Origin of the sequence: Sulfitobacter noctilucicola (assembly GCF_000622385.1) — a bacterium.
Lineage (GTDB): Bacteria > Pseudomonadota > Alphaproteobacteria > Rhodobacterales > Rhodobacteraceae > Sulfitobacter > Sulfitobacter noctilucicola.
This window is the reverse complement of record NZ_JASD01000008.1, coordinates 2,801,949-2,814,495: the sequence shown is the minus strand read 5'-3', so window position 1 is coordinate 2,814,495 and position 12,547 is coordinate 2,801,949. Positions and strand designations below refer to the sequence as shown.

9 protein-coding genes are annotated in these 12,547 nt (G+C 56.7%); 5 read left to right on the top strand and 4 right to left on the bottom strand.

What is annotated here, in order from left to right; translation table 11 throughout:
* Positions 1-10: 10 nt before the first annotated feature.
* Positions 11-1,843, bottom strand: a complete 1,833-nt coding sequence (locus Z946_RS0117305; RefSeq protein WP_025056985.1) for an ABC transporter ATP-binding protein — start codon at positions 1,841-1,843, stop codon at positions 11-13.
* A gap of 309 nt (positions 1,844-2,152) precedes the next feature.
* Between Z946_RS0117305 and Z946_RS0117300 the strand changes: the two genes are divergently transcribed.
* The 4 genes from Z946_RS0117300 (at position 2,153) to Z946_RS0117285 (ending at position 7,454) form a co-directional block, all read left to right on the top strand.
* Positions 2,153-3,871 (top strand): peptide ABC transporter substrate-binding protein, encoded by a 1,719-nt coding sequence (locus Z946_RS0117300; RefSeq protein WP_025056984.1) that lies wholly within the window; start codon positions 2,153-2,155, stop codon positions 3,869-3,871.
* 105 nt (positions 3,872-3,976) lie between these two features.
* Positions 3,977-5,014: an ABC transporter permease gene (locus Z946_RS0117295; RefSeq protein WP_025056983.1), complete on the top strand. Its 1,038-nt coding sequence runs from the start codon at positions 3,977-3,979 to the stop codon at positions 5,012-5,014.
* A complete protein-coding gene (locus Z946_RS0117290; RefSeq protein ID WP_025056982.1) occupies positions 5,007-6,005 on the top strand; it encodes an ABC transporter permease in 999 nt (332 codons plus the stop codon). The genes Z946_RS0117295 and Z946_RS0117290 overlap by 8 nt, the downstream gene beginning before the upstream one ends.
* Positions 6,006-6,380: 375 nt before the next feature.
* Positions 6,381-7,454 carry a YeeE/YedE family protein gene (locus Z946_RS0117285; protein ID WP_025056981.1) on the top strand — a complete coding sequence of 358 codons (1,074 nt, stop codon included), beginning with the start codon at positions 6,381-6,383 and terminating at the stop codon, positions 7,452-7,454.
* Here Z946_RS0117285 and Z946_RS0117280 read toward each other — a convergent pair.
* Complete coding sequence (locus tag Z946_RS0117280; RefSeq protein WP_025056980.1) at positions 7,390-8,673, bottom strand: DUF3422 family protein; 1,284 nt, start codon at positions 8,671-8,673, stop codon at positions 7,390-7,392. The genes Z946_RS0117285 and Z946_RS0117280 overlap by 65 nt on opposite strands.
* Positions 8,674-8,728: 55 nt before the next feature.
* Between Z946_RS0117280 and Z946_RS0117275 the strand changes: the two genes are divergently transcribed.
* Positions 8,729-10,285 (top strand): MATE family efflux transporter, encoded by a 1,557-nt coding sequence (locus Z946_RS0117275; RefSeq protein ID WP_311733185.1) that lies wholly within the window; start codon positions 8,729-8,731, stop codon positions 10,283-10,285.
* A gap of 71 nt (positions 10,286-10,356) precedes the next feature.
* Here the strand turns inward: Z946_RS0117275 and Z946_RS0117270 are convergent, their stop codons facing one another.
* Both Z946_RS0117270 and Z946_RS0117265 read right to left on the bottom strand, forming a co-directional pair.
* Positions 10,357-10,698, bottom strand: a complete 342-nt coding sequence (locus Z946_RS0117270) for a hypothetical protein (RefSeq protein WP_152540593.1) — start codon at positions 10,696-10,698, stop codon at positions 10,357-10,359.
* Between the two features lie 396 nt (positions 10,699-11,094).
* Complete coding sequence (locus Z946_RS0117265; RefSeq protein ID WP_025056977.1) at positions 11,095-12,537, bottom strand: NAD(P)(+) transhydrogenase (Re/Si-specific) subunit beta; 1,443 nt, start codon at positions 12,535-12,537, stop codon at positions 11,095-11,097.
* Positions 12,538-12,547 lie beyond the last annotated feature (10 nt).

The following is a 12,547-nucleotide window of genomic DNA, read 5'->3' as shown; positions in this document are numbered from 1 at the left end:
TGCCGCGGGCCTAGTAACCACTGTCCGTTACCAGCAAGTGGTGTCCCGGATCGACCTCAACATATTCGGACGGCTCGGCGACATAGCGGGTTGAATGAATGGGCGACGGGATCGGCTTGAAGTTCAGATCTTTCTCGTCCTTGCGTTTGCGAGGATCGGCAATCGGGACGGCCTTCATCAAAGCCTGCGTGTAGCTGTGCAACGGATTCTCGAAAACCTGACTGCGTGTACCCCACTCTACGATCCGGCCAAGATACATCACGCCGACATAATGGCTGACGCGTTCGACCACCGCCATGTCATGGCTGATGAACAAGAAGCTCAGGCCCATTTCCTGTTGCAGCTCCATCATCAGGTTCAGCACCTGCGCCTGCACCGACACGTCCAGCGCCGACACCGCTTCGTCCGCGATAATCAGCTTGGGGTTCAGTGCGAGCGCGCGGGCAATCGCCACACGCTGGCGCTGACCGCCGGACAATTCATGCGGGAACCGGCGCATGAAGCTGCGGGGCAGCTCGACCCGGTCAAACAGCATCTCGACACGCTCCTGAACCGCCTTGCCTTTAAGCGTTCCGAAATTGTAGATCGGTTCGGCCACCTGATCCGCCAGCTGCATTTGAGGGTTCAGAGAGGCGAAGGGATCCTGAAAAATCATCTGCATGTCCAGCCGCGCCGTACGCAGATCACGCTGGTTCAGTGCCATGATGTCCTTGCCACCCAGATTGATGGATCCTGACTGCGGCTCAACAAGCCGGAGAATCGAGCGGCCTGCCGTAGATTTGCCGCATCCCGATTCGCCCACAAGGCTCAGTGTCTGGCCCTTGTTGATGGTAAAAGAGAGGTCTTCGACGGCATGCACATTCGCCACAGTGCGGCGGAAAAACCCACCCTTCACCGGAAAGCGCGTGGTCAGGTTTTTCACCTCCAGCAGCACCTCTTCGGTGCCTTTGATCGGCTCGATGGGCTTGTCTTCGCTCCCCAACAACTTCATCGGCTCCGGGTATTGTCTGCCCGTCATTTCACCAAGCTTCGGCACAGCAGCCAACAGGGCTTTGGTGTACCCATGCTGCGGGTCTTCGAATATCTCTTGGACCGTGCCTTCCTCTACTTTGTTGCCGCGGTACATGACGACCACGCGGTCGGCCATCTGCGCCACAACCGCCATGTCGTGGGTGATAAACATCACGGCTGTCCCGGTCTCACGCTTGAGGCGGTCCATCAGGGCAAGGATTTCCGCTTGGATGGTCACGTCCAGCGCCGTCGTCGGCTCGTCCGCGATCAAGAGACGCGGCTCACAGGCCAGTGCCATCGCGATCACAACGCGCTGGCGCATGCCGCCGGACAATTCGTGAGGATACTGCTTCAGCCGCCGCTCGGGCTCGGGGATGCGCACTTGCGTCATCAGTTCCAGCGCACGGGCTTCGGCGGCCCGCTTGCTCATACCCTTATGGAGGCGCAATCCTTCTGTCAGTTGCTTGCCGACAGTAAACACCGGATTAAGCGCCGTCATAGGCTCCTGAAAGATCATTCCGATCTCGTTGCCCCTGATGCGGCGCATGTCTGAAGTAGACGTTTCGGCCAGATCAATCTGGTCGCCGTTCGAGCGATCAAATAATAGGCGCCCACCGGCAATTTCACCTCCGCCGTATTCGACAAGGCGCATCAGCGAAAGCGATGAGACCGATTTTCCCGACCCAGATTCGCCCACCACACAAACAGTTTCGCCTGGATTGATGTCAAAGCTGACATTCTCAACCCCTACGACAGGGCCGTCTTTCGTCTGAAATTCAACGCGGAGCCCCTGAATTTGTGCAATCGGCGCTACGTTTGTCTGGTCGAGCATACTATCCCCTGTCGCTTTTTTCAGCGTTCATCGGGCGAAGCTAAGGCTATTGCCAGCGCAGGTCAAACAGCCGCCGCCTTTTCGGGCGCTTTTTGCAATCGGCTCATGAGAAGGGTTGCAATTTGCACGAAAGTTGGTGTCATTGCGCCCATGCGCTCTGGGGGTGTGTGAAACAAACGAGTCAGTTGTCCCATGTTTACCTATGGTTACCTGACGTAGTTAAAGTCATCCCCGGAGTGATCATGCAAGATGGGCAGCATTGCCCCAAAACGCGACACGCGGAAATCGTGTCCAACATGGAGAGTACGAATGAAACTACGAACCCTTTTAATGGGTGCGATTGCGTCAACCGCATTTGCCCCCATGGTTATGGCTGATGGCCATGAAGGTGAGCGCGGCCGTGATGGTGAAGTGAAAATCATCTATTGGCAGGCGCCATCGATCCTGAACCCCTATCTGTCCGGCGGCACCAAAGATTTGGAATCAGCGTCTCTCGTGCTTGAGCCGATGGGCCGCTACGACGAAACAGGCGCGCTTGTGCCTTATCTGGCAGCAGAAATCCCAACAGTTGAAAACGGCGGTGTTTCCGAAGACCTGACGTCCATCACATGGAAAATCGCAGACGGCATGCAGTGGTCCGATGGCACGCCTGTCACATCTGCTGACCTTGTTTTCACAGCCGAATACTGCATGCACCCCGAAGGCGGTTGCGCACAGGCGTCAAAGTTTGACGGCGTGTCCAGCGTGGAAGCCATCGACGACATGACGGTTAAAGTGACCTTCTCCGAAGCGAAGCCAAACCCATATGGCCCTTTCATGGGCGCACAATCCCCGATCCTGCAAAAAGCACAGTTCGCTGACTGCCTCGGTGCCAAGGCGCCTGAGTGTACAGAAGCAAACTTCAACCCGATCGGCACAGGTCCCTTCACAGTCACCGAATTCCGTCCAAACGACGTGATCACGATGGCCGCGAACGAGAACTTCCGCCATGAGGGCAAGCCTGCATTCGCTTCACTCACCTTCAAAGGCGGTGGCGACGCTGTTGCAGCCGGCCGTGCAGTAATGGAAACAGGCGAATTCGACTACGCTTGGAACATGCAGCTGGCACCCGATGTTCTGGCCAAAATGGCTGAAGCGGGCAAAGGCACACCAATCTCCGCATTCGGCACACTGGTCGAGCGTATCGAGATGAACATGACCAACCCGTCCCCCGATCTGCCGGAAGGCGAGCGGTCCACCGTGGCGCATCCACACCCGATCCTGTCGGATTTCAACGTGCGCAAAGCACTTTCCATGGCAATCGACCGTCCTTTGCTGGTCGAAGTTGGCTACGGTCAGGCTGGTCGTCCGACCTGTAACCTGGTCCCTGCCCCTGCGCTTTATGCCTCCGACAACACAGAGTGTCTGACGCAGGACATCGAAGGTGCAAAAGCACTGCTCGAAGAAGCTGGCTGGACCGACACCGACGGTGACGGCGTGCGCGAAAAGGACGGCATGAAGCTGTCCCTGCTGTACCAGACATCAACAAACGCTGTCCGTCAGGATTTCCAGGCGTTGATCAAAGACTGGTGGAGCCAGATCGGTGTTGAAACCGAGCTGCGTAACCTTGATGCGTCTGTCTTCTTTGGTGGTGACCCGGGTTCCCCTGACACCTTCCAGAAGTTCTATGCGGACGTCGAAATGTACGCGAACAACTTCGACGGCACAGACCCGCAGGCGTATCTGTCGGCCTACCGTTGTGGCAACGAACCCAAGCCATCTTCACAGTGGCAGGGTGAAAACATCAACCGCTTCTGCAACGAAGAATACGACACCCTGCTGGACGAACTGTCCCGCACCGGCGAACTCGACAAGCGCGGCGAAATTGCCAAGCGTCTGAACGAGATCATCACCAAAGACACAATGACAATTGTACCTCTGGTTGACCGTGGTCGTGTATCCGCAGCATCCAACACCCTTGGTGGCGTTATCCTGAACACATGGGATTCCGAGCTTTGGAATGTGGCGGACTGGTACCGTATGAAGTAATGCATGTGCGGCAGGGTTCGCCCTGCCGGATGCGCTCTCGTAAGGTGGGGTCTGACCCCACCTTACACATTTCTCAAGACTGCTAACCAAAGGCGATGGCCATTCATGCTGACCTTCACCCTAAGACGATTGATCCTGTCGATCCCGACGCTTTTGTTTATCAGTTTTATCATCTTCGGCCTGTTACAACTCGCCCCCGGTGATCCGATGGCACAGGTGCCCCTGACGGTACCGCCCGAAGTCAAACAGAAGATGCGCGAAGCCCTTGGCCTTGGTGCGCCGTGGTACGTCCAGTATTACAAATGGTTGATACAGTTCTTCTGGATCGAGCCGAAGATTTTCATCGACTACCTGACCAACACCAGCTTTCTTTTGGGCTGGTTGCCAGACACGTCTTTCTACAACGGTGAGCTGCGCGTGATCTCATGGCAGACCCGTTCTCCCGTCATGGACATCGTGATCCAGCGCATGCCGCAGACGCTTTGGGTTGTCGGCCTTAGCTACCTCGTCGGCATTGTCATCGCGATCCCCATCGGCATTTATTCGGCTTATCGCCACTACTCGGTCTTTGATCAGGCCGGTACCTTTGTCACCATGGTCGGCTTCTCGATCCCGCCCTTCTTTACAGGCCCCCTGCTCATCGTGATCTTCTCGGTTTATCTGGGATGGCTCCCGTCGATCTATGACACCACTCATGTGGTGACCGACTGGGAAAGCTTCAAAGTGCAATTCTACCAGATGATCATGCCGGTCATGGTGTTGGCCCTGCAAACCACCGCCCAGATCAGCCGCTACATGCGCGGTGCCATGCTCGACAATCTCAACCAGGATTATGTGCGCACCGCGCGCGCCAAGGGTCTACGAGAGGGTGTCGTTGTTATGGTCCATGTGCTGCGCAACTCAATGATCCCCGTGGTCACAGTCATTGCCCTTGGCATGCCCGCGATCTTTGGCGGCGCGATCATCACCGAGAACGTCTTTAAGGTGAATGGCATCGGCCAGCTTCTTTTGACGGCGCTTTTTGCCAACGATCTGCCAATGGTGATGACGCTTACCTTTATCTTTGCGATCCTCATCGTTCTGTTCAACCTCATCGCCGATATCCTTTACGGCCTGCTAGACCCAAGGATCCGTTATGACTGAGCAAGCCATTCCAGCGAGCCCCATCGAAGCCGACATCGAAACCTTTGGCGCATTGGTGGACAAAGAGCCGCAAAAGCCCCCGCGCAGCCAGTGGAAAGATGTGTGGGACCAATTCCGTAAACACAAAGGCGCCGTGTTTGGCGGCGGCTTCCTGTTGTTTATCACGCTCGGCGTCATCTTTGGCCCATGGCTTTGGGATGTGGATCCCAAAACACTCGATATCCGCAACAAGAACTGGCGGCCGATCTATACCCTGCTGTGGGATGATGCCGCCAAGGCGGGCTGGGCGCACCCTTTCGGTACCGACCAACTGGGACGCGACATCCTCGCGCAGATGATTGCCGGTGGGCGTGTGTCCATGGCTGTGGGCTGGCTCGCCATGGCGCTGGCCCTGCTCATCGGGACGGCGATTGGTGTTGTTTCAGGATATTTCAAGCGCCTCGACTTCCTGCTGATGCGCTTTACCGATCTGGTGTTGTCGCTTCCAATTCTGCCGCTGACCCTGCTGGCGGTGACGCTTTTCCGCCAACCGCTGAACGCGCGTTTTGGTCCGGAAGGTGGGATGTTTATCCTGATCGTCGGCATCATCGGTCTGACGTCATGGATGCAAACCGCCCGTATTGTTCGGGGTGATATTCTGGCGCTCAAGGAACGCGAGTTTATTCTCGCGGCCCGCTCCATCGGTACAACCAGCGGCAAGATCATCCGCCGCCACCTGTTGCCGAACGTGATCTCGCCAATTATGGTCTCTGCCACCCTTGGCCTTGCGACAGCGATCATCACGGAATCCGCTCTGAGCTTCCTTGGGGTCGGCTTCCCGTCTGACTATCCGACATGGGGCAAACTGCTGGCCGATGCTGTGCAACGGATGCAGGACTTCCCCGAGCGTGTTCTGCTGCCCGGCATCGCGATCTCCCTTACTGTTCTCAGTGTGAACTACCTTGGTGATGGTCTGCGTGACGCGCTTGATCCACGTATTCGGGGACGATAAGCAAAGTTTTTCAAAAGCTGCCTGCGTAGCGTGTGCGCATGGGTGATGCGCTGCCCCATGCCATCGAATGTATCTTTATTAGCCAAGTGAAGGAGCCCACCGCACCTTTGCTTGGCTTTTAAACACCATCGATGCCCCGCGAATTGTCCTGCTTCGAAAATCAGAGCCACAAGACGCAAAAAAGGATCGTACTGCGGCTCCGCCTGTATCATTAGATCACTTTACGGCCCTGCCCCTCAATTCAGAACGTAAGGACCGAACCAGAGGCGCTGGAAGGAAAAAATTCTTCCAGCAGCGCGATCGAATTGTTCACAAGGACTTGATCACTCACAGCCTCCGCTCCACATCCCATGCTATCTATTGGGGGATGAACCTATGTTTGAGAGTTTCGGATTTGAAAATCTGACAGCGCCGCAGGCCGCAGTCTACTTTGCTTTGGCTATTGGCCTTGTGTTTGGTGTGCTCGCTCAACTGACGAAATTCTGTTTCAGGCGGGCGATTGTCGGCGAAGACCGCCGCGCCGCCGCGGGTGTCTGGTTTACCGCCCTTGCGGTCGCCGTTGCAGGTACACAGATCGCAGTCGCGGCTGACCTTATCACCTTCGCGGATCACCGCTTTATGGTTTCCGAATTGCCGGTGCTTGCCATCGCTTTGGGCGGCGCGCTGTTTGGGGCCGGTATGGTGCTGACCCGTGGTTGTGTGTCACGCCTGACTGTTCTCACGGGTTCCGGCAACTTACGCGGTGCAACCGTGCTGCTGGTGTTCGCTGTTGTGGCGCATATGACGCTCAAAGGGGTGCTTGCGCCAGTACGGACCACGCTGGGCGCTGTGACTGTTGATCTGGGCGAATACATCTCGCTTGCGGCGCTGCCGGGTGGTGCCCTGGTCTGGACATCTGTAATCGTATTGGCAGCCCTCGCAGTCGCTTGGCGCTCCGGCAATAGCTTTGTCATGCTGGGTCTGGCCGCTGCCATCGGTCTGCTGGCACCGCTTGCTTGGGTCGGAACCGGCTACGTTCTTTATGATGATTTTGACCCGATCGCGATGGAAAGCCTTTCCTTCACCTCTCCTGCTGCTGACACATTGTTCTGGAGCATCGCCAGCACGTCCATCTCGGCGGGTTTTGGAACGGGGCTGCTGGGCGGTGTTGTAATCGGCGCGCTTGCGTCAAGCCTGATCTTCGGTGGGTTCCAGTGGCAAAGCTTTGAGAATCCGCGCCAGACCGGTCGCTATATCGCGGGTGCCGCGCTTATGGGCGTGGGCGGCGTGCTGGCGGGTGGCTGTACACTTGGTGCCGGTCTGTCTGGTGTACCAACGCTTTCGGTCGCTGCAGTGCTCGCTATCGTGATGATTGCCGTCGGTGCGAAAGCGACACAAGCCGTGCTTAGTCGAGGTGCTTCCGCAAGCGCCTCACCATCGCCCAAACAGCACCCACTACCGGCAGAGTGACCAAAGCCAACAGGGTGCCTTTGTTAACGCCAAAGGCATCCGCCACCGGATACAAAAGGTAGCCTGCAAGGGACACCGCGTAGTAGCTGATCGCCACAACGGACAGACCTTCCACCGTCTTTTGCAGGCGCAGTTGCAGATCGGCGCGCTTGTCCATACTGGCCAGAATTTCCTGATTCTGCGCAGACCGTTCGACATCCACCCTCGTACGCAACAACTCGGACGCCCGAATGGCCCGTGCAGAAAGAGTCTGCAAACGGTTCCCGCTGGATTCGACAGTGCGCATGGCAGGCTCGTAGCGGCGCATCATGAACTCTGCGAACCCTTGCCTGCTCATAAAGCGCTCTTCGCGCAATGCTTCGATCCTTTGGCCCACAATAGCACGGTACGCGCCCGTCGCGCCAAAGCGGAACGCGGTCTTCACCGACAGCGTCTCAAGCTCCACTGAAATGTCCAACAGCGCATGCAGCGTGTCCTCCGCTTTGGCAGCCGGCCCGCGCATCTGCGCCATCAGCTGTTCCAGCTTGGCGTCCAGATCGTTCAGCTGAGGCGCCATCCAGCGCACCATGGAAAAGCCAAGCATGGATGCCGATTTATAGGTTTCGATCTCGCACAACCGCTGTACAATCCGCCCGGTGCGTCTGTCCCCTGTTTCGGCGTTCTTGAAAATCGCGATGCGCAGATGGCCTGCTGAATCGATCCTGAAATCAGATGCAATCACTGCGGCATCATCAAGCACCGAAGCCACGGCGAGGCTTTCAGGTACGAACCATTCAGAGAGCTTTGTTTGTATCGCATCATCCGTTGGGGGGCGTGGCATGATCCGCAAGAGCGCGGAGGTGATGCGCCCCCCCGGTGCATCCATCAGCCAATACTCGGGAAACACATCGAACTCCGAAGGATCAAAGGCGCGATCTCCCATATCGTTGCGAAATACGGTGTATGTCACCAGTTCCGTATGCTGCTCCCACTTCAGCCAGTACCTTCCCATTTCGCCGTAATAATGCGTGGCGTCGGCATCGGGTCGCGGGGCACCGTAGTGATCGAGAAGCGCAATCAGATGGGCAAGATCCTTTGATTTGTCCCGATTGGCGGCATCATCGGGCTGTTTGATTGCCAGAAACACAGCCGTAGAGGGCGCTTTGAGGGAAGGAAACGGCCGCGCGTGCAGCTCACCGGTGAGGGCATATCGTTGCGGATAGTCTTTTATCGGGGCCATCAGTTTGTCCGTTTCGTCGGCTTGATTGCATCAAACATAAGCCGGTTCCGCGATATTGACAGAGAAAAGTTATACTTTTCAGGATGTTGCCCGCACACCATTGTATACCGCAGGTCCAACTGAGCGTATACGCACTGGCCCTCTGCTGCTTTCGGACTATCTGCCCTGCTTCCACAACAAAGGACTGGATTGCCCCTTGCCCGACCAAGCGCAAAGCGAAAATGATACATCCGACCGTTCCGATCTGACACAGGGACCGGTCTGGCGCGCACTTGCCGCGATGTCTGCACCGATGAGCTTTGGCATTTTCGCGGTGCTGAGTGTCGGATTGGCGGATGCGTACTTTCTTGGTCAGCTTGGCGGTACAGAACTGGCAGCCGTTGGTTTCATCTATCCTGTCACAACGGCGGTCACGTCCCTGTCGATCGGTCTGAGCGCCGGTGCCAACGCCGCACTTAGCCAGGGTGTCGGACGGGGCGACGGCGCAGAGGCAACACAGCGACTGGGGCTTCATGCCATCGGGCTGGGATTGGTCCTGTCGACCCTAATCGCGCTGGCGGTTTGGGCAATTTATCCCCTGCTCTTCGGCGCGTTGGGCGCAGGCGGCGACGTATCGGGACGCATTACAGAGTATATTCCCGTATGGGCGCTAAGCTTTCCGTTTCTGGTGGTGATGATGATTACCAATGCGGTGTTTCGTGCGCATGGCGACAGCCTGACATCGGCATGGATCATGGTTCTGGCGGCGGTCGTCAACGTCGGTCTTGATCCGCTTCTGATCTTCGGGATGTGGGGATTGCCAGAACTGGGCATGACAGGCGCAGCCATCGCAACCCTGAGCGGCCGTATCCTTGCCGTGGTCATAGCGCTCTATATCGCATGGCGGCGGGGCCTGCTTGGCTGGTGTGGCAGTCTCCTTGCCGGTGCCCTTGCCTCAACCAAGAAGATACTGAATGTGGGTCTGCCCGCGGCATTCTCCAATGCGATCAATCCCGCCGGCATGGCACTGGTCACAGCTGCGGTCGCAACCGTCGGAGAAGCGGCAGTGGCCGGATTCGGTGCCGCCACGCGCATCCAGTCTATGGCGCTGGTGCCATTGCTTGCGCTCTCCTCAGGCATCGGCCCTGTCATCGGCCAGAACTGGGGGGCTGAGAAACATGACCGCACCAGAGAGGCTACCGCGAACGCATTCTGGTTCTGTATCGGCTACGGGATCTTGATCGCCGTGGTGCTAGGGGTATTCGCTGAGCCACTTGCCGCGATCTTTGCCTCCGGCGAAGACGATGCGCGCTACGCCGCAACCTATCTGCGCTTTGTAGGGGCCTCACTGTTCGGCTATGGTTTGGTGGTGACGGCAAATGCGGCAATGAACGCGCGGGACAAGGCCGTCTGGTCGATGAGCCTAAGTTTGAGCCGCATCTTTGTCATCTATCTGCCATTGGCATGGATCGGGGCGATGACGTTGGGATATGCGGGGATTGTGGCAGCAGCTGTGCTCGCAAATGTCATTGCGGGCTGGGCATCGATTGTTTCGGCACGGGGCACCGATCTGCTGAAGACTGACAACGTGTTTATCAAATTTCCGTTGAATTTGATCCCTGCCCGCAGCTAGGTCATCCGCGCCAAGCGATGACAAGGAGTAGTCGAGCGCTCCAATGCGCAAGACCAGTGCTTGCGGTCTGTTCAGGTCAATCCGCGCCGCAGCTTTGAGGGCAAAAGCTCGCGAATATCCGCACCCCAGTAGAAAGCGGCCTTCGTGAGCAGCCCACGGTCCTGCACGTCAGATCTTTTCAAAGGCTTTTTCTTCTCCGCTTTAGTCGCAGCAGCCAGCACGCGCCAACCGGACGTCGGATTGCGCTTCAGGTGGCGGCGGATAAAGAAAATTTCGATCCGTGCTTGAACGCGCATTATGAAGAAACCGGACAGAACCGAGAGGACCATGAACACCGGCATTCCCAAACCGGGGCTGATCCCCGAGATGGTGTTGGCAAAACCAAGCAACAGGAAAAAATGGCAGCTGATCATGGCTGCGCAAAAGAAAAATATCACTTTGTTCTCCTTCCCGTCTTAAGGTTTTCGTTACGTAAAGGTTAACGATAGAATCTGTCACGGATTTGACGAAAACTGCACTTGTTCTGCCGACTGGCATTCAAATGATGGCAAGTGAAAAGATTTAGTTACCTCAGGCGACTAGGTCCGAAAAAGCGCTGTCCTAAGCCTTAGGACATGAGGAAATGTGGCTGCTTTCTTCACACGCGCGCCCAAAACGCGCCATATATTGCCACATGTAGCCAAGCGAGTCGGAAGCTGGCTATGGTCACCGCTACGCGGACAACGCGCAGTGGCCGGGAAAGCAAAACGCCCCACCATCTCTGGCAGGGCGTTCAGTGTAATTTTGATGATGTAGCGCGCTACAGATGGTCAGTCGATCATCGGCAACAGCTTATCCAGGGATGCTTTTGCATCGCCGTAGAACATCCGCGTGTTGTCCTTGAAGAACAGCGGGTTCTCGATACCGGAGTACCCCGTACCCTGCCCGCGCTTTGACACAAACACCTGCTTGGCCTTCCAACATTCGAGAACCGGCATCCCGGCGATCGGGCTGTTCGGATCGTCCTGTGCCGCAGGATTTACGATGTCGTTGGAGCCGATGACAATCGCGACGTCCGTGGACGGGAAATCGTCGTTGATCTCATCCATCTCCATCACGATGTCATAGGGCACCTTAGCCTCGGCCAACAGCACGTTCATGTGCCCCGGCAAACGACCGGCAACGGGGTGGATTGCGAAACGCACATTCTTGCCTTTTGCGCGCAGCTTTTTGACCAGCTCGCTTACCGCTCCCTGCGCCTGCGCAACCGCCATACCATAGCCTGGAATGATGATGACGCTATCAGCTTCGTTGAGCGCCGCAGCAACACCGTCTGCTTCAATTGCGATCTGCTCACCCTCTACGGCCATCTGCTCACCGGCAGGTCCACCAAAACCACCAAGGATAACGCTGATGAACGAACGGTTCATCGCTTTACACATGATGTAGGACAGGATCGCGCCAGAAGAACCGACCAGCGCACCAACAACGATAAGCAAGTCATTGCCAAGCGAGAAACCAATCGCCGCCGCAGCCCAACCGGAGTAGCTGTTGAGCATTGAGACAACCACAGGCATATCCGCCCCGCCGATTCCCATGATCAGGTGGTAGCCAATGAACAGCGCCGCCAATGTCATGATGAAGAGCGGGAAGAAACCGCCGGTGTTGAAATACCAGATCAGACAAATCAGCGATAATGCCGCCGCACCCGCGTTCAGCATGTGACCACCGGGCAGCTTTTCAGCCGCTGTATTAACACGGCCCGCCAGCTTGCCATAGGCAATCACGGAACCGGTAAATGTGACCGCACCGATAAAGACCCCAAGGAACAGCTCAACCCGCAGAATATTGATCTCTACGGTTGTTTTCTTGGCAATCAGTGCCGCAAAGGTGCCGAAGTCTTTGACGTCAAAGTTGGGGTTCAGCAGGGTCTCTTGCACATAACCGATCTGGAAATGCGCGTTCAGGCCCACAAAGATGGCTGCCAGACCCACAAGGCTGTGCATTGCGGCAACCAGCTCCGGCATCTGCGTCATTTGCACCCGCGTGGCCAGTTGGTAGCCCACGGCACCACCACCGGCGATCAGAATAAGCGACAAGAGCCAGTAGCCCGAACCGGGTCCGATCAGCGTGGCGGCAACCGCCAAAGCCATACCTGCGATGCCGTACCAGACGGCACGTTTGGCGCTCTCCTGACCTGAAAGGCCACCCAGCGAAAGTATGAAAAGGATCGCCGAAACGACGTAAACTGCTGTTGTAAAACCAAAATCCATTATTCCAGCC